This is a genomic window from Methylocystis sp. (assembly GCF_046349115.1).
Lineage (GTDB): Bacteria > Pseudomonadota > Alphaproteobacteria > Rhizobiales > Beijerinckiaceae > Methylocystis.
In genome coordinates this window covers 235,082-252,110 of record NZ_JAXMCX010000002.1, presented here as the reverse complement: position 1 = coordinate 252,110, position 17,029 = coordinate 235,082, and the positions used below count along the sequence as shown (strand labels likewise).

Sequence of the window (17,029 nt, the reverse complement as noted above, 5' to 3'; positions counted from 1 at the left end):
CCAAGCCGCATTGAAGCGGATGACTATTATCGCGTCTATGAGCTTGCCCTCACAGCGCAAGCGCGCCCTCGGCTAGCTTCCGGTGCAAATCTGGGTGCAGGAGTGAGGCACGTTGGGCTTCATTGAAATTGCCGACGACAGGCCCGCGCGATCGGGCGGTGCCCGCACCAGGGTCGCCGCCCCCGCCTACGCCTTCAGCATCACCACCTTCGTCTTCACCGGCGTTCGCGAATAAAGATCGAGCATGTCCTGGCTGAGGAGGCCGGTGCAGCCGCTGGTGATGCCCTGGCCGATCGTGTCGGGGTCGCTGGTGCTGTAGATCGTATAGACCGTATAGGCGCCGTTCTTGTAAAGATAGAGAACGCGGGCGCCGAGAGGGTTTTCCAGGCCTCCCGGCATGCCGCCGGCATATTTGCGCGCCTCCGGCTGGCGCGCCATCATCTCTTTCGGCGGCGTCCAGGTGGGCCATTCGGCCTTGCGCCCGACATAGACTTCGCCGCTCCACAGGAAGCCGGGGCGGCTGACATTGGCGCCGTAGCGGGTGGCGTTTCCGTCGCCCTCGATGCGGTAGACATAATAGTTCGCGGGATCGACGATGATCGTGCCCGGCGCTTCCTTGCTCTCGTAGCGCACGATCTTGCGAAAATATTTCGGATGGAGCCTGCCGATGTCGACCGCCGGGATCGGATATTTCTCATTGGGCACGGCGGCGTAGAACTTCGCCGCCTCGGCGCGGCCCATGTCGTCCGACACGCAGCCGGCGAGCCCGGCCGCGCCGAGACCGGCGGCGGAGCCGACCAGAAACGAGCGCCGGTTGAGCCGCGTCGATCGAAGCCCGAGCGAAGATTCCTCATGTTCGCCGGAACCGGCGACCCCATCGTCCATGATCATGATCTAGCCCCCATGACCCGTCGCCTGACCTGAAGAATCGTCCGGCGTAAATCCGCTGAACTTCAGTGCATAGCTTGGATCGCCGCCGTTTGTTTTCGGAATGAGAAGAGCCTCGCCTATGACTGGAAATTCCGGTCATTCTGTGGCGGCGAGGGCGAAATTCAAACCCACGAACGAGCGCCCTTTCGTTTTCGTTTTGCAATCCTCGACAATGCTTCCAGCGTAACGTAACATGTTACGATAAGTCGGACCTCGCCATGCCTCGCAAGCCCAAGCGCGCCAAGCCCTCCAAGCCCTCCAAGCCCGCCTCTCCGCGCAGTCGGATGGCGAGCTATCGGCAGAGGATGCGCGCCGCCGGCCTGCGCCCTGTGCAAATCTGGGTAGCTGACAGAAGCGCGCCGGATTTCGTCGACAAATGCCATCGGCAGGCGCGCGCCGTCGCCGCGCATGATCCCGCCGGCGACGAGATCATGCGTTTCGTGGCGAGCGTCTATGAATGGCCGGAGGCGTGACGCGGCGCGGCGCCTTCATCGTCGTCGCGACCGCCGGCGATTACGGCAAGCCGCAACCCGCTCTGGTGGTTCAAAGCGATCTCTTCGTCGAACTGCCCTCGGTCGTGGTCTGTCCCTTGACCACGACGCTGCGCGACGATGCGGATTTGTTTCGCCTCGACGTGCAGCCTTCCGCGCGCAACGGGCTTCGAGAATCGTCGCAGATCGCGATCGACAAGCTCACGGTCCTGCCGACGGCGAAAATCGGCGGCGTGATCGGCGAGGCTGACGAAGCGCTGCTGACGCGCGTCAGCCGGGCGCTCGCGCTTTTCCTTTGCATTGTGTGAGGCCGTCGCCTTTCGTTGCCTCCCGCCCGCCGCTGGCCTAAGAGAGGGCGCCATGCAGAATGCGCCTTTGCTCAAACCTGCCGCTGACACGCTCGCCGAATTGCGCGGCGAGATCGACCGCATCGATCGCGACATGCATCGGCTGCTGATCCAGCGCGGCGAGATCATCGACCGGCTGATCGCCGCCAAGCGCGCGCAGGGCGGCGGCTGCGCCTTTCGGCCCGATCGCGAGGCGCAGATGATGCGGGCGCTGGTCGAGCGCCATGAGGGGACCCTGCCGCTCGACGCCGTCGAGGGCGTCTGGCGGGTCATCGTCTCGACCTTCACCTATGTGCAGGCGAATTATTCGGTGCATGCGGATGATTCCGGCGGCGACGCGCAAATCCGCGACTCGGCGCGTTTCCATTTCGGCTTCACCGTGCCCTATGTCGCGCATCACGGCGCCGGCGCGGTGATCGAGGCGGTCGCCGCCTCGCCCGGCGATCTGGGGATATTGCGCGCGACGGGCGGCCTCGCCGACGGCGCCTGGTGGATGCGACTCGTCGGCGAGGATACGCCGAAAATCATCGCGCGCCTGCCTTTCGTCGAGCGGCCCAACCATCCCGCCGGCCTGCCCGTGTTCGTCGTCGCGCGGCTGGCGCCCGAGGCGATGGCGCAGGGCGTGACGCTTTACGCGGTCGGCCTCGCCCGCTGGACCCACGCGCTGCCGGCGGCCTTTCAGACGGTGAAGGGCGAAATTCTGGCGAGCGCGCCGCATCCCGAAGGTCTGGCGCTGCTCGTCGCTGCGGCAGGCGACGCCGGCGCCCAGTCCTTCGCCAAAGCGATGGCCGGCGCCGGGGTCGAAGGCGCGCGCGTCGACGTGATCGGCAGCCACGCCATGCGCTTTCAACTCGACGACGCCCGCAGCGGCGTCTTCGCGCCCTGATTGGCTACTGAGCGTCCGAACTCTCGAAAGGGTCCAGCAGCTCAGCGCCGGTAAAAGAAACGTCGCGCGTATTGCGCGTCACGAGCACGAGTCCGCGCGCGAGCGCCGTCGCCGCCATCAGTCCTTCGACGAAGGGCAAGGGATTGGGAACGCTCAATCGCGCCCATCGATCGGCGATGGCTTCGTCGACAGGGATGACGCGGTCCTCCAACTTGTCCCGCATCCGTGCGAACCAGGCGTCGAGCTTGTCGGCCTGGTCGGCATCTTTCAGCCGCTTCAGCTCGATGCCCCGCCGAATTTCCGCAAGCACGAGGACGCTTGTCGCAAGTTCGTGCGGGTCGACGGATCGCGCCCAGGCGGCGACATTGGAATCGGCGCGCGTTCCCTTGCGCAACTCCGAGATGACGTTGGTGTCGATGAGAAATTTCACAGATCGATCTCGCGCCAGCCTTTTTCGCGTCTTGGCGGAAAGACGCCTTCGAAAGCGTCGCCCGGCAAGTCGGACGCAAAAATATCGAGAACGGATTCGGCTTTTGGGGTCGAGAGAGCATCCATAATCGCGCGTCGAAGCCTCTGCGCTTGAACTTCGTCATCGCCGCGCAGAGCCGCGACGACGCGCTGGATGAGCGTGAGATCGTCGGGCGGTTGCGGCGCGGGCGCGGCGGGCGGCGTTTCGGGGTCGGGCGGGCCGACGCGTTCGAAGGTCAGGCGCTCATTCTCCATATCGACGTCGCGCGTGCGGAAGCCGGCGCTCAGCCACGCCTTGGTCATCACATTGTTGGAGCCGTTGTTCGACCACCAGGCCCGGTGCTGGCGCGCCGAAGATGGCAGTTCGAACCCGAGAATTTTCTCGAGTTCGCCGAAACGGCATGGGATTTCCCGATAAGGCTGTTTGCGCAGATGCGCGGTCAAGGGCTCGTATTTGGATATTTCCATTCTCCTAAAAGTTAGTGTGTGTTTTGTAACACACACACTGTGTATGTCAACGAGGGCGCCTCGAAAAACTTTGCGCTCACTACGCCAAGGCTTATGAGAGGACGCTCCCGCTGCGCCGCCGAAAAAAGACAAATGACAAAGCCCACACCCCGCTCGAGCGTTCTCGCGATCGACGCTTACGTGCCCGGCAAGAGCGCCGCGCCGGGGGCGGCGCGCGTTTTCAAATTGTCGGCCAATGAGACGCCGCTCGGACCGTCGCCGCGCGCAGTCGAAGCCGTCCGCGGCATGGCGGACCATATTGCGCTTTATCCCGAGGGTTCGTCGCGCGCCCTGCGCGAGGCGATCGGCGCGCGCTATGGGCTCGACCCCGATCGGATCATCGCCGGCGCCGGCTCTGACAATCTTCTGGAGCTGCTGGCGCTCGCTTACGTCAGTCCGGGAGACGAGGGCGTCTACAGCCAATACGGGTTTCTCGAATATAAAATCGTCACGCTCGCCGCCGGCGGAACGCCCGTCGTCGCGCTAGAGACGAATTACACCGCGGACGTCGACGCGTTGCTCGGCTGCGTGAGCGAGAGAACCAAAATCGTTTTTCTCGCCAATCCGAACAATCCGACCGGCACGTTTTTGCCCGCGAGCGAGGTTGCTCGGCTGGCGCGTTCGCTGCCCTCGCATGTGCTGCTCGTCATCGACGCCGCCTATGCCGAATATGTCGTGCGTGAGGGTTACGAAGCGGGCGTCGCGCTCGTCGATGCGCATGAAAATGTCGTGATGACCCGCACCTTTTCGAAAATCTACGGACTTGCCGGACTGCGCGTCGGATGGGCTTACGGACCTGCGCATGTGATCGAGGCGCTGAATCGAATCCGCTCGCCTTTCAACGTCTCGAGCGCGGGTTCGGTCGCGGCGATCGCGGCGTTGTCGGATCGCGCCCATCTCGACGCGGCGATCGGGCATAATGCGCGCTGGCTGCCGTGGCTCACCAGGGAAATTACCGCGCTCGGGCTCGACATTCTGCCGAGCGTCGCGAATTTCATCGCCATCCGTTTCCCGGAGACGCCGGGATCGACGGCCGCCGACGCCGACCGTTTCCTCACCTCGCGCGGTCTGGTGCTGCGCGCCATTGGCGCTTACGGCATGCCGGAATTCTTGAGGCTCACCGTCGGCGGACAAGAGGCCAATGAACGCGTCGTCGAAGCGCTCGCCGAATTCGTGCGGAGCGCGCCTTCGCAACAAGACGCGCGAGCAAACGCGCAAGCGGACGCGCATGGCTGAAGTGATTTGCGAACGCCTCGCGCTGATCGGCGTCGGACTGATCGGCTCGTCGATCGCGCGCGCGGCGCGCCAGTTCGGCGCGGCGCGGCATATCGCTGTCGCGGATTCGTCGCCGCAGGTCGTCGAACGCGCCGGCGAACTCGGCCTTGCCGACATTGCGACGCAGGATTATGCGCAAGCCGTCGCCGGCGCCGATCTCGTCATCATTTGCACGCCGGTCGGCGTCTGCGGCGAGGTCGCGCGCGCGATCGCGCCACATCTTAAGGACGGCGCGGTCGTTTCCGACGTCGGTTCGGTAAAGGGGGCGGTCGTCGCGCAGAGCGCGCCGCATCTTCCCGAACCCGCGCGCTTCATCCCCGCCCATCCGATCGCAGGCACGGAGTTTTCCGGGCCGGACGCGGGGTTCGCCACGCTTTTTCAAAACCGCTGGTGCATTCTCACGCCGCCCGAGAACGCCGCCGCCGAGGCCGTGGAAACACTGACAAAATTCTGGGCGCGTCTCGGCGCGAATGTCGAGACGATGAGCGTTTCCCATCATGACGCGGTGCTGGCGCTCACCAGCCATCTGCCGCATCTCATCGCTTACAATATCGTCGGCACGGCGGATGATTTCGGCGATGAGACGCGCTCGGAAGTGATCAAATTCTCCGCCTCGGGCTTTCGCGATTTCACCCGCATCGCGGCCTCCGATCCGATCATGTGGCGCGATATTTTTCTCGCCAACAAGGACGCGGTGCTGCAGATGCTCGGGCGGTTCAACGAGGATTTAAGCGCGCTGCAGCGGATGATCAGACGCGGCGACGGGCAGGGACTCGAGGATTTTTTCGCGCGCACGCGCGAAATTCGGCGCTCGATCGTCGAACAGGGCCAGGACACCGCTGCGGCGGACTTCGGAAGGCGCGGGCAGGGGCGGTGAGCGCATCTCACCAGGCGCAGGCAATGCAAGGATCACAAATGATCGAACCCGATCGCGATGCTTTGCGCTCTGCCTTCGAAAGCGCCGTTCCCGGCTATGATGGGCTGCGCCGAAAGCTCATTCCGCATTTCGACGCTTTCTACGGAACCGCGCTCGACCTTTTAGAAGAGGCCGTCGGCGCGGATGAATTTCGATGCGTCGATCTTGGCGTCGGCACCGGACTTCTGTCGGAAATGATTCTCAAGCGCTTCCCCGGCGCGCGGATCGAAGGCGTCGATTTCGCGCCGAAAATGCTCGATGCCGCGCGGGAAAGGCTCGCGATTTACGGCGCGCGGCTGCGCCTCTCGGCCGCCGACTATGCGACCGCGCCGCTTGCTGCGCCGCTCGACGCGGTCGTCTCGGCGCTCTCCATCCACCATCTCGAAGATGACGCGAAGCGCCGGCTGTTTCGCCGGATTCACGATGCGTTGAGGCCCGGCGGCGTGTTCATCAACGCCGACCAGTCGCTCGGCGCGACAAGCGAGATCGAGGATGCCTATCAGCGCCGCTGGGAAGCGGACGTGCGTCGTTCGGAAATCGCCGAAGAGGATTTCGCGGCGGCGAAGAAGCGCGCCGAACTCGATCGCAGCGCGACTTTCGCCGACCAGATCGCCTGGCTGAAAGAAGCCGGGTTCCGCTATGCCGACATCGGCTGGAAGCGCCACCGCTTCACGGTGTTTTACGCGCGGCGCTAGAATCGTCTTTCGACCCGTGGCCAAGGCGCAAGGCCTCGTCGGCGTTTCGCGCGATGACCTGCTGCACCTTGCCGGAGAGCGCGGCGAGCACCCACGGCAGCTGAATATCGATGCGCAATAGATCATTCAGCACCGCGATCTGCGCCGTCGCCGTCTGACCGAGCGCCGCGACGCGCACCGTCGCGACATCGCCCGCCCATGTGACTTCAGAATGCGCGACCTTGTCGACATAGGCGCGCTGCATTTTCGTCAGCTGTTCCGAAATGCGGGCCTTGGCCGCTTCGACGCCCAGTTTATGCGGCACGGTGATGGTGATGGCGTTCGGCATGGTTTTCTCCACTGGCCTCAATGTAGGCGTCCGAGCGCCTGTTTAAATGGCGCGGCTGAAGCCGATCGATGATCTCTCGAATATTGGCGCCGCAGGATTGATGAGGTTGCGCCGTCAATTTCGCGCCCTGGCGCCCAACCTGGACGATCGTCGGCGTCGAACGACGCATGAGCCGCCGGGCGTTTGCCGACGACAGGCGCGTCATATGCAAAGGCGATCGCTCTTAGTCTCAATTCCCGACGATTAAGCCCGGAACGATTTCGAGCGCCTGCCCTGGCTGCGCGAAGGGGATGGCGTTGACTTGGTCGCCGGAGAAGGTCCTCACGCTTGACGCCGCGTCTGGCGCTTTCGGCTGAGTCAGTGGCTTCCGCGCTTCTTCATAGGACCAGGGAACGGCGGGGTTCGCCGCAGCGGCGGGCGCATTCCGGACGATGCGCGCTTTTGAGCCGCCGATTCTGACGGTCGGTCGCCGTTCGATTTGTGGCGCGGCGCTGGCGAGCGTCGCAGCCAGGAGGCTAACGGCCAGCGGGAGAAGGTATCGTCCCATGTTAATTCTCGATCTCGGAAGAGAGAACAGGTTCGATTGCTGAACCCGCGCCTTCTTACATATAGCGCGATGTTGCGCCGGATTGCGCGTCTGCGCGGTCAGATCGGCTGCGCTTCAATTTCCCGTCGTTTGACGATCGATTGCGCGGATATTTGAAGATGCGCGGGTCGAAAATCATAGAATTCCTCGCGCTGAAACGTTAAGGTGCCGTTCATCTTTCATGATGAACCCGAATCGCCGGCGTGGCGCGCCGCTGTGATGCAGCGTTGTCGCTCCCAACGGGCAATAAGAGGAGGCTTGGAATCGTGATCGACGACTATGGAGAGATCAACACGGCCAAGGCGAATTTCGACGAAATCTATGTAATGGATGATCCAAGGTCGTACTATTCTGTCCTCGGCGGCTTGGATTACATGATCCCCGACGTCGCCGAGCCGGTCATCCGGCAAGTGCTCGCGGCCAAGGCTACCGGCGGAAACAGGCCGATCGTCCTCGATGTCGGTTGCTCTTACGGGATCAATGCCGCGGTACATCGATTTCCGCTCAGTTTCGATACGCTGAGACGCCGATACGCCCGGCGGGAGTTGGTGGAATTATCTTCTGACGATCTGTTGCGGCTCGACGCCAATTTTTTCGCGGCTTGGCCGGACCGCGGTCTGGCGCGCTTTATCGGCTTCGACATTTCGGCGCCCGCGATCCGTTACGCCAAAAGCGTCGGTCTGATCGAGGATGGCGTCGTCGCCGACCTGGAAGAAAATGAATTGACGTCGGACGCCGCGCGCATCGTCTCCCGCGCCGACGTCATTCTCTCCACGGGCTGCATCGGTTATTTGGGCGAGGCGACGTTCCGCAAGCTGCTTGCGAAGATGAATCGCCGGCCATGGGTGATTTCCTTCGTGCTGCGCATGTTTCCTTTCGACGGCGTCGCGCAGGCGCTCGGCGAGCATGGCTATGTCACCGAACATTTGGACGGCGCCACTTTCATCCAGCGGCGTTTTCGAAACGGCGGCGAATTCGAACATACGCTGGAGACGCTCGCGGCGCTCGGAAAGGACACCCACGGGCTTGAGGCGGAAGGCCTCTACCACGCCGATCTCTACATTTCCCGTCCCGCCGAGGAAGCGGCGGAACTGCCGCTCTGCGAATTCGTGACGATCGCCAGCGGGCGCTATCGGTCGTTCGGACCGCGCTATGTCCATGTCGAGACCGAAGACGGCAGGCTCGTTACGCTGGAGCCCTGAGTATTGGAACGGATAGGCTGCGAAAAAGTGGGAACCGGCTTTTCGCATAGAGCGCGCTCTAAACTTTTGGAATCGATCACGTTATCTGCGTTTAGGCGATTCCGCCTAAACGCAGTGTGATCTAGGGCGTGGCGCCCTGGCGATGCGTCTGAATAGACGCGACATGAATTCAATAATCTCACAGGCGCGCAATAAAAAAACCGGGAGGCGAAGGATCGCCTCCCGGATCGCTTGGTTGCAACCGGCCGGAAAGGCCGGCCTCCTCCTTAGTAGGAGTAATACATGTCGAATTCGACCGGATGCGGCGTCATCTCGAAACGGATCACGTCCTGCATCTTGAGGTCGATATAAGAGTCGATGAAGTCTTCGCTGAACACGCCGCCGGCGGTCAGGAAGGCGTGATCGGCCTTGAGGCTTTCAAGCGCTTCGCGCAATGAGCCGCAGACCGTCGGGATCGCCTTCAACTCTTCCGGCGGGAGATCGTAAAGGTCCTTATCCGACGGCGCGCCGGGATCGATCTTGTTGGCGATGCCGTCAAGGCCGGCCATCAACATCGCGGCGAAGGCGAGGTAGGGATTGGCCGTCGGATCCGGGAAGCGCACTTCGACGCGCTTCGCCTTGGGGTTCGTCGAGAACGGAATGCGGCAGGAGGCCGAACGGTTGCGCGACGAATAGGCGAGTAGCACCGGCGCTTCGAAGCCCGGCACCAGACGCTTATAGGAATTCGTCGACGGGTTGGTGAAAGCGTTCAGCGCCTTGGCGTGCTTGATGATGCCGCCGATATACCACAGGCATTCCTGAGAAAGGCCGGCGTATTTGTCGCCAGCGAAGACCGGCTTGCCGTCCTTCCAGATCGACTGATGCACATGCATGCCCGAGCCGTTGTCGCCGTAAACCGGCTTCGGCATGAAGGTCGCCGACTTGCCGTAGGAATGCGCCACCTGATGGATGCAATATTTGTAGATTTGCAGATGGTCGGCGATGGTGACGAGCGTCTCGAACTTCAGACCGAGCTCGTGTTGCGCCGAGGCGACTTCGTGATGGTGCTTCTCGACCTTGGCGCCCATGGCCGCCATGGCGGCGAGCATCTCGCTGCGCATGTCCTGCGCCGAGTCGACCGGCGGCACCGGGAAGTAACCGCCCTTGGTGCGCACGCGATGGCCGAGGTTGCCGCCTTCATAGGCCGTGCCGGAGTTCGAAGGCAGTTCGGTCGAGTCGAGCGAGAAGCCTGTGTCGTAAGGCTCGACTGAAAAGCGCACGTCGTCGAAGACGAAGAACTCGGCTTCCGGGCCGAAATAGGCCGTGTCGCCGACGCCGGCGGATTTCATATGGGCGAGCGCCTTTTTGGCGATGCCGCGGGGGTCGCGGTTATAGGGCTGGCCCGTCGTCGGCTCGATAACGTCGCAGACGATCGAAAGCGTCGACGCCGCGAAGAAGGGGTCGATGGTGAGGGACTCCAAATCGGGGACCAGCGTCATGTCCGATTCATTGATCGCCTTCCAGCCGGCGATCGACGAGCCGTCGAACATGATGCCTTCGGTCAAAGCGTCCTCATCGACGATCGAAACGTCGAACGTAACGTGCTGCCACTTGCCGCGCGGGTCGGTAAATCGGAAATCGACGTATTTCACGTCGTTATCCTTGATTTGCTTAAGTACGTCCTTGGCCGTCGTCATTTGGTTCGATGCCTCTCTTTGCTGATCCTGCTGTTTAGCTGATTTCGTATTGGGCGCGGCAGAGCGTTTGAAAATATTGGCGAGGAAGCTCATGGGGCGGGGGCTCAGTGCTAAATGGCGTCAGCGCCGGTCTCGCCGGTGCGGATGCGGATCGCGCCTTCTATGTTGGAAACAAAAATCTTGCCATCGCCAATTCGGCCGGTCTGGGCGGCGGTGCGTATCGCCTCGACGGCGCGTTCTACGGCGTCGTCGGCCAGCACGATCTCGATTTTAACTTTCGGCAGAAAATCAACGACATATTCAGCGCCGCGATAGAGTTCCGTATGCCCTTTCTGACGACCGAAGCCCTTCGCTTCGGTGACGGTAATGCCCTGGAGACCAGCCGCCTGCAGAGCTTCCTTCACCTCATCGAGCTTGAATGGCTTGATGATCGCCTCGACCTTTTTCATCAAATCCCCCGCGCGCTTAGCTTAAGCCCCGGCCCCGCTAGCGTCTTTGGCTCGGCTGAAGAACCGCCGAGCTTCTAACACTGCCGCGTTGGTCGCGCCATGGCCAAAGTTCCGGCGCCGGATTCGATTTGGCGCCCAAGCGAAGTGCGATATGCATATAAATTATGCATTAAGCACAATAATCAGGCGATGCCTCGATCGTCGACGACCGCAGGCAAATCTTCCCTTGCGCCCCATTCCGTCCAGGACCCGTCATAGACCGTCGCCATCGGTCGGCCCATCGCGGCGAGCGCGAGGCTGATGATGCAAGCGCTGAGCCCGGAGCCGCAGGTCGCGATGACCGGCGCGTCGGGATTGACGCCCGCCGAGGAAAACGCCGCTTCGAGGCCCGCTCTCTCCTTCATTACGCGCCCGCCGTCGAGAACATTGCCGTAGGGAAGATTGAACGCGCCTGGCATATGGCCGGAACGCAGCCCCTGTCGCGGCTCTGGCGCCCAGCCGTGGAAACGCTCGGCGCCGCGCGCGTCCACCACTTGCGGGTCGCCAAGTTCGATCGCGCGCCGCACGGCGTCGGCGTCGGCGACGAGGCGCGCGTCGATACGGGGGGTAAATCGCGCGGGCGCTCTCTGATGCGCCTCGCCTTGTTCGAGCGGCCGGCCTTCGGCCTTCCAGGCGGGCAGACCGCCGGCGAGGACAGAAACTCTTTCGGCGCCAAAAACATTGAGCGTCCACCACAGGCGCGGCGCCGAGAAAATGCCGACGGCGTCATAGACGACGGCCCGCATGCCGTCGCCAAATCCCAGCCGGCTCATCTCCGCGGCGAAGACGTCCGGCGCGGGCAGCATATGCGGCAGGTCGGTCGAATGGTCGGCGACGGCGTCGATATCGAAGAACACGGCGCCGGGGATATGGCCGTCAAGATATTCCGCGCGTGGATCGCGCTTGGTCGCGGGCATGTGCCAGGACGCGTCGAAGACGAGGAGATCGGGCGCGCCGAGCTGGTCGGCGAGCCATTGCGTGGAGACCAAGAGGCTTTTGGGATCGATTTGGCGCGCCATGAATTTGCTCATACCGCGTTGCGGCGACCGGCGCCAACTCATCACGACCTGACGATGGAAGCTTGGGCTAGCTGCGATTTCAGCGCCTCTTCGCGTCCTGTCCGCCAGACATCGTTCGCAATGGCGCGTCGGCCTTGTCGTAAACGCCGAATGAAAGCATTCTCGTTTCCGAATCGGAGGCCATCTGGAGCATCCCGGCGCGGCTGTCGAGAAAGAGCAGCCGAGAGTCGATTTACGCCTACACTCGCTCTCATGGCTTGACCGTTTGCCGCTTCCCTGCCGCATGCGTTATTCGCCCGAGCGTTCCGACAAGAGCAGGAATTGAAAGCGATGATGATCGATGACTCAAAATATATGTTTCTACAGACCGGCGACACGCACCGGCGGACAATACTCGATCACATCCTGAGACATATTACTGTCGAACGTGATCGCAAACTTGTCGATCTTGGCGCCGGGCACTGCATTTTTTCATGCGCCGCCGCAGCGCATGGTTATCGCGTCACCGCCGTCGACGCGCGACAAGACAGAAAACCCGCGGTTCTGCCGCCGAACGTATCGTTCAAGCTGCAAGACGTCCGCACATTCGACCTGGCCGGCTTTGACGTGATTTTGATTCTTGGGCTCTTATATCATCTGACCCTCGACGATCAGATCGACTTGCTGACGCGTTGCCCGAAAGGCAGCCGGGTGATCATCGACACCCAGGTCCACATCAGAGATCTCGTCGCGCAGGATGTCTGGGATCAAATGAAATTGGACGCGGACGCGATTGAGCGTCAATCCGGCTATGAAGGAATCTTGTATCCGGAACAAACGAATCTGCAGGCGTCCGTCGGCAACGCGCATTCCTGGTGGCATACAGAGCCCAGCATCTTGAGACTGTTCAAAGAAACAGGCTTTTCAAGGTGCGTCATGATCGGTCTGCCCTATGTGTCGAAATATGGCGGCAGGCGGTGGTATGCGCTGTCAAAGCAACCATAGTCGATCGGCCTACGACCCGGCTTCGTCCAAACCGGACCGAAGCGAGCGGCAAGCGTCCCGAGCGCAGCCTTGCGCGCCGACGGACTGATCCGCCCGAATTCCCTGTTCATCCGCCCGGCGCTGCTTGCATCCGGCGCGCTCGCGTTCACAATACGCCGATTCGAATCTCTCGCCATCGGCGCTTAACCCTCATGCTCGACATCCCCGGCAAGGCCTGCGGCTCCTGCTTCTTCTGCTGCAAGGTGCTTGAAATCGAAGAATTCAAGAAGCCGGCCGGCAAGCTTTGCGAGCATTGCGCGCAGGCCGGCGGCTGCGGCGTTTACGACACGCGCCCGCAAGTGTGCCGCGACTATTATTGCCGATGGAAGGACGAGCGCAGCTTCTCCTCGCAACTGCGGCCCGATCGGGTCGGCGCCCTGCTGATGGACGACCCCGACAGCGACGAATATCTCGCCGTCTGCGACCCGGAAAAGCCCTTTTCCTGGCGCAATCCTCTCGTATTCAAGCATCTTGTCTCTGAGGCCAAGGCGGGACGTCTCGTTGTCGCAAAGGCTGGATTGCGGGCATGGCGCATATTCGAGGACGGACATTGGCAGGAATGGGCCTGAGCCTCTGCGCCGCCGCGGTTGAGCAACGCCTAAAAACGTTGGGCCGGGACATCGTCGCCCTCGCCATGCCTCTGGCCCTTTGCCTGGCGCTTGGCGCGCCGGCCGGGGCTGAGACTCTCAGGGCGCATTATGCGTTGAGCCTGATGGGGCTTTCGATCGGCAGCGCCTATGCGTCGGGCGTCGTCGATCCGCAGACCTATCGGGTCGAAATCTCGATGCGGACGACCGGCCTCGCCAATCTGATCAACAACGCCCGGGGCGCCGCCAGCGCCAGCGGCGGGCTGACCCTGGCGGGCCCCTCGCCGGCAAGCTACGCCAACACCACTTCGAACAGCGACGAGACGCGCACGGTGCGCATGTCGCTCGCCGGCAACGCCGTGCGCACGGTCGACGTAAGGCCGGCGCCCTGGGACGCCGAGGCGCGCATCCCGGTCACGGAAAGCGCCAAGCGCCACATCGTCGACCCGGTCAGCGCGCTGATCATGAGGGTGCCGCCAGGAGAGCAGCTTACCGGTCCATCAGCGTGCAACCGGACCATTTCGGTGTTCGACGGCGTCACGCGCTTCGACGTGGAACTCGCCTACGCCGGCGATCACGTGGCGCAAATCAGAGGCTACGCCGGTCCCGTCACCGTCTGTTCGGCGCGCTATATGCCGATCGCCGGCCACCGTCCGGACAGTTCGTCCACCCGCTATATGGCGAATAATCACGACATCAGCGTCTGGCTCGCGCCGCTGCCCGACGCCCATGTCGTCGTGCCGATCCACATCGCGATCGGCACCGCCGCCGGCAGGCTCGTCATCGACGCTTCTGAATTCGAGATCAATCAGCGCCGCGCCGACTCCAGGCGTTGAACTTCTCGCGCCGATTTCAGTTGACCCGAACTTCCTTCGTCTTCTTCCGGTTCATGCGATCAGACTCATATTCGAGATATCTGACTTCTAGAGGCTCGGCGTTCGCGCCCGGGCGCAGGCAAAATGAGGGCTGGGGCGAAAAGCCTCCTTCCGGGGCCTGGAAACAGTCCGAAAAACGCACTTCGCACTGAAACATGGTCTCGGTTTTCGGCGCCGCCCGCACGACGACCGCGCGCGCTTTTTCGATCGCCTGCTTGCATATGTCGGGCGCGAAGCCCCATGCCTCGCAGTCGCTCCGCGTCGCCATATATTTGCCGTCGGCGGAACAGACGGGCGAGCGCCGGAAGGCGTAAAAGGCTGAAAACCCTGCGGCCGCCAAGGCGACGGCGATGATCACGAACCTGAACATGGAAGGTTTGCTCGCGAGAAGGACGGGCGCCGCGCTTTGATAGATAGTCGCGGAGGCGAGGCGACGGCAAGCGCAAACTAAGCCTGTGCTTGGGGCCGTCGATGCGGCGATGCAGCGCATCTGCGGCCATTTCAGTCGCTTGACAGGACTGTGCGTCTGCAATACTTCCAAACGACCGCATTTCGGAACAGCGGCCGAGAGCTGCGAGCATTATGGCTCTCCGGGCGCGGCTAGGGCCGAATAAGCGATGCAGACGCGTTCCCGCCTAAGTGAGGTCGATGTTGAACTGAGACCGAATTGGGCCGGCGTCAGCCATGCTATCCACTTGACCAATTCTACAACGACCGCAATGCCGCATCGCGGATTGCAGCGTGAATCTCGGCATGTGGCAAACCCGCAGTGTGTGACAGAAGGAGGAAACTATGGGCGCTATTCTTGAACTGACGAGCTATGCAGCGACTCCGGTCGGCATGATCGCGATCATCGTCATTGGCGCGGCCGCTTATTTCGCCGCCCGCTGGGTGTTCAGCGACTAAGACCAGCTCTTAAGCAGCTTATAAATACGGCGCGCTGGCTCGGCCAGCGCGCCGTTTTTCTTGCCGGCCGACCCTTCTCCTGCGCCCGAAGAGGCTTGCATCCGCCGGCGCCTGCGCTATGGTGATACGCCCACTTCGATCGGGCGGGCAGCGCCGACCCGACGGGCCAGAATTTGCTCTATGTCCGAGTTTGTTGGGGGCGAATCGGACACATGCGCCGCGCTCGCGTGGCGGTGGAGGCTAGATGGCTCCTACCTCTTCGACCAGGGCCGGAAACGACCATAAGGATGGTGGCCGCGCCGCGCGCGCCAATGGCCCCGACGGCGCGCAGGCGACGGCCGAAGTGGAACGCATCGACGTCGCCGTCGCGGACAAGAGCCCGCTGATCCTTGCCGGTCTCGACAAGCTGCTGTCGGACGATCGCCGCTTCAACCTCGTGGCCAAGCTGACCGACGGCGAGGAATTCCTTGAGGCGGCGCGCCAGCAAAAATTCACCATCGCGGTCATCGGCTGGCAATTGCCGACGCTGCACGCCCGCGACGTGCTGCGGGCGCTGTCGCGCCAGGTCGCCGCGCCCAAAATCGTCGTCTACAGCGGCACCAATGATCCTGCTGCGCCGGCCGAGACTCTCCAGCTTGGCGGCGCGGGCTTCGTCTCGAAGCGGGCCCCGCCGGAGCGGCTTCTCGACGTGCTCGCCGCGGTGGCGGCCGGCGACATGGTTTTTCCTTTCGTCGACATTCGCAAAATGCGCAGCGACCCGCTGGAAAATCTGACCTTGCGGGAGCGAAGCCTGCTGTCGGCGCTCGGCTCCGGCCATACCAACAGCCAGCTCGCAAAGGATTTCGGGGTCTCGATCAACACGATCAAGTTCCATTTGCGCAATCTTTTCGAAAAGCTCGAGGTGCGCAATCGCGCCCAGGCCATCGCTCTTTTCCTGGAAATGAAACACGGCGCTTATCCTGGCGGCGGGGGCGGGCGCAGCATGGAGCCGGCGGGCGCGTCGCGCGGACGGCGTAATCGCTCGGATTGATCACGGCGCGGGAAAGAGCGTGTCGGTCTTTCCAGTCAGCCAATAAGCGACAAGCCCCGCCCATTCATGCGCGGCGGATTCGAAGAGGGCGAATGCGCCGAGCGCGCCTGGAATTTCTAGGCGCCGGATATCGCGATGCGTGCGGTAATCGACCGGAAAGGCGATCACCGGAAATCCCGCTTTGCGAAAGACGCCGATCGCGCGCGGCATGTGCATGGCGGAAGTGACGAGCAGCCAGCGTTCGCCCGCCTTCGGCTGAACCAGGTCGCGCGTGAAGATGGCGTTTTCGAGCGTATTGCGCGAGCGCTCTTCATAGAAGACGCGGCTTTCGTCAAGGCCGACGTCGTTCCAAAATTGTTTCGCGACCTCCGTCTCCGGAATGCCAAGCGGCGCCGCCGATCCGCCGCTGAAAATTAGTCGCGCCTCTGGATATTTGCGCATCAGCGCGATCGGCGTCGTCAGGCGTTCCGCCGCCTCCGACAATATCGGCCAGCTTCTCTCGGCGCTCAATTCCGCATCGGCCGCGCCGCCGAGCACGATGATTCCGTCAGGCGGCGCCGGCAGATCGCGCGGCGCTTCGTGAAAACGGCCTTCGAGCGGCGCCGCGAGCATGGCGCCGAGCGGCGTGAAACCCATGAGCAGCAGCGCGAGCGCGCCCATGGTGGCAAGCGCGCGCCCCCATGCGCGCCAGCGCGTGTAGAGCAGCATCGCGCCGATGACGCAAAGAAAGACGGCGACATGGATGGGCGCCAGAAGGTAGCCGAGGATTTTCGAGGCGAGGAAAAACATTTGCG

Annotated in this window: 20 protein-coding genes; 11 read left to right on the top strand and 9 right to left on the bottom strand. The window is 62.6% G+C overall.

What is annotated here, in order from left to right:
• Window positions 1-186: 186 nt before the first annotated feature.
• Window positions 187-891, bottom strand: coding sequence for a L,D-transpeptidase (locus tag U1E20_RS06960; RefSeq protein ID WP_409979869.1), 705 nt, complete (start codon window positions 889-891; stop codon window positions 187-189).
• A 257-nt stretch (window positions 892-1,148) separates the two neighbouring features.
• Here U1E20_RS06960 and U1E20_RS06955 point away from each other — a divergent pair, with 257 nt between their 5' ends.
• Genes U1E20_RS06955 through U1E20_RS06945 form a run of 3 tightly spaced genes read left to right on the top strand, consistent with a single transcriptional unit; the run spans window position 1,149 to window position 2,654 of the window.
• Window positions 1,149-1,403 (top strand): antitoxin MazE family protein, encoded by a 255-nt coding sequence (locus tag U1E20_RS06955; RefSeq protein ID WP_409979868.1) that lies wholly within the window; start codon window positions 1,149-1,151, stop codon window positions 1,401-1,403.
• Window positions 1,388-1,729, top strand: a complete 342-nt coding sequence (locus tag U1E20_RS06950) for a type II toxin-antitoxin system PemK/MazF family toxin (protein WP_409979867.1) — start codon at window positions 1,388-1,390, stop codon at window positions 1,727-1,729. Before U1E20_RS06955 ends, U1E20_RS06950 begins: the two co-directional genes overlap by 16 nt.
• A gap of 52 nt (window positions 1,730-1,781) precedes the next feature.
• Window positions 1,782-2,654: a chorismate mutase gene (locus U1E20_RS06945; RefSeq protein WP_409979866.1), complete on the top strand. Its 873-nt coding sequence runs from the start codon at window positions 1,782-1,784 to the stop codon at window positions 2,652-2,654.
• Between the two features lie 4 nt (window positions 2,655-2,658).
• On the opposite strand, the gene U1E20_RS06940 is transcribed toward U1E20_RS06945, so the two are convergent.
• Both U1E20_RS06940 and U1E20_RS06935 read right to left on the bottom strand, forming a co-directional pair.
• Entirely contained in the window at window positions 2,659-3,084 is a 426-nt protein-coding gene (locus tag U1E20_RS06940; RefSeq protein ID WP_409979865.1) for a type II toxin-antitoxin system VapC family toxin, read from the bottom strand.
• Entirely contained in the window at window positions 3,081-3,590 is a 510-nt protein-coding gene (locus U1E20_RS06935) for a hypothetical protein (protein WP_409979864.1), read from the bottom strand. The genes U1E20_RS06940 and U1E20_RS06935 overlap by 4 nt, the downstream gene beginning before the upstream one ends.
• 132 nt (window positions 3,591-3,722) lie before the next feature.
• On the opposite strand from U1E20_RS06935, the gene hisC reads away from it, so the two are divergent.
• Genes hisC through U1E20_RS06920 form a run of 3 tightly spaced genes read left to right on the top strand, consistent with a single transcriptional unit; the run spans window position 3,723 to window position 6,515 of the window.
• On the top strand, window positions 3,723-4,865 hold the full coding sequence (gene hisC / locus U1E20_RS06930; RefSeq protein ID WP_409979863.1) for a histidinol-phosphate transaminase: 1,143 nt from the start codon (window positions 3,723-3,725) through the stop codon (window positions 4,863-4,865).
• On the top strand, window positions 4,858-5,781 hold the full coding sequence (locus U1E20_RS06925) for a prephenate/arogenate dehydrogenase family protein (protein WP_409979862.1): 924 nt from the start codon (window positions 4,858-4,860) through the stop codon (window positions 5,779-5,781). Before hisC ends, U1E20_RS06925 begins: the two co-directional genes overlap by 8 nt.
• Before the next feature lie 38 nt (window positions 5,782-5,819).
• A complete protein-coding gene (locus U1E20_RS06920) occupies window positions 5,820-6,515 on the top strand; it encodes a methyltransferase domain-containing protein (RefSeq protein ID WP_409979861.1) in 696 nt (231 codons plus the stop codon).
• On the opposite strand, the gene U1E20_RS06915 is transcribed toward U1E20_RS06920, so the two are convergent.
• Window positions 6,490-6,843, bottom strand: a complete 354-nt coding sequence (locus tag U1E20_RS06915; protein WP_409979860.1) for a polyhydroxyalkanoic acid system family protein — start codon at window positions 6,841-6,843, stop codon at window positions 6,490-6,492. The two genes, U1E20_RS06920 and U1E20_RS06915, sit on opposite strands and share 26 nt — an antisense overlap.
• A 912-nt stretch (window positions 6,844-7,755) precedes the next feature.
• Here U1E20_RS06915 and U1E20_RS06910 point away from each other — a divergent pair.
• On the top strand, window positions 7,756-8,631 hold the full coding sequence (locus tag U1E20_RS06910) for a class I SAM-dependent methyltransferase (RefSeq protein WP_409980364.1): 876 nt from the start codon (window positions 7,756-7,758) through the stop codon (window positions 8,629-8,631).
• Window positions 8,632-8,897: 266 nt separating this feature from the next.
• Here U1E20_RS06910 and glnA read toward each other — a convergent pair whose 3' ends face one another.
• The 3 genes from glnA to sseA form a co-directional block, all read right to left on the bottom strand.
• Complete coding sequence (gene glnA, locus U1E20_RS06905; RefSeq protein WP_409979859.1) at window positions 8,898-10,307, bottom strand: type I glutamate--ammonia ligase; 1,410 nt, start codon at window positions 10,305-10,307, stop codon at window positions 8,898-8,900.
• A 110-nt stretch (window positions 10,308-10,417) separates the two neighbouring features.
• Window positions 10,418-10,756: a P-II family nitrogen regulator gene (locus U1E20_RS06900; protein WP_292532821.1), complete on the bottom strand. Its 339-nt coding sequence runs from the start codon at window positions 10,754-10,756 to the stop codon at window positions 10,418-10,420.
• Window positions 10,757-10,938: 182 nt separating this feature from the next.
• On the bottom strand, window positions 10,939-11,814 hold the full coding sequence (sseA, locus tag U1E20_RS06895) for a 3-mercaptopyruvate sulfurtransferase (RefSeq protein WP_409979858.1): 876 nt from the start codon (window positions 11,812-11,814) through the stop codon (window positions 10,939-10,941).
• 321 nt (window positions 11,815-12,135) lie between these two features.
• Here sseA and U1E20_RS06890 point away from each other — a divergent pair, with 321 nt between their 5' ends.
• The 3 genes from U1E20_RS06890 to U1E20_RS06880 all read left to right on the top strand — a co-directional run bounded on the left by U1E20_RS06890 (window position 12,136) and on the right by U1E20_RS06880 (window position 14,260).
• Entirely contained in the window at window positions 12,136-12,798 is a 663-nt protein-coding gene (locus U1E20_RS06890; RefSeq protein WP_409979857.1) for a class I SAM-dependent methyltransferase, read from the top strand.
• Between the two features lie 191 nt (window positions 12,799-12,989).
• A complete protein-coding gene (locus tag U1E20_RS06885) occupies window positions 12,990-13,406 on the top strand; it encodes a hypothetical protein (protein WP_409979856.1) in 417 nt (138 codons plus the stop codon).
• 65 nt (window positions 13,407-13,471) lie between these two features.
• On the top strand, window positions 13,472-14,260 hold the full coding sequence (locus U1E20_RS06880; RefSeq protein WP_409979855.1) for a DUF3108 domain-containing protein: 789 nt from the start codon (window positions 13,472-13,474) through the stop codon (window positions 14,258-14,260).
• Between the two features lie 16 nt (window positions 14,261-14,276).
• On the opposite strand, the gene U1E20_RS06875 is transcribed toward U1E20_RS06880, so the two are convergent.
• Window positions 14,277-14,669 (bottom strand): hypothetical protein, encoded by a 393-nt coding sequence (locus tag U1E20_RS06875; protein ID WP_409979854.1) that lies wholly within the window; start codon window positions 14,667-14,669, stop codon window positions 14,277-14,279.
• Window positions 14,670-15,449: 780 nt separating this feature from the next.
• Between U1E20_RS06875 and U1E20_RS06870 the strand changes: the two genes are divergently transcribed.
• Window positions 15,450-16,235: a LuxR C-terminal-related transcriptional regulator gene (locus tag U1E20_RS06870; protein WP_409979853.1), complete on the top strand. Its 786-nt coding sequence runs from the start codon at window positions 15,450-15,452 to the stop codon at window positions 16,233-16,235.
• Here the strand turns inward: U1E20_RS06870 and U1E20_RS06865 are convergent, their stop codons facing one another.
• Window positions 16,236-17,024: a YdcF family protein gene (locus tag U1E20_RS06865; RefSeq protein ID WP_409979852.1), complete on the bottom strand. Its 789-nt coding sequence runs from the start codon at window positions 17,022-17,024 to the stop codon at window positions 16,236-16,238.
• Between the last annotated feature and the right edge of the window lie 5 nt (window positions 17,025-17,029).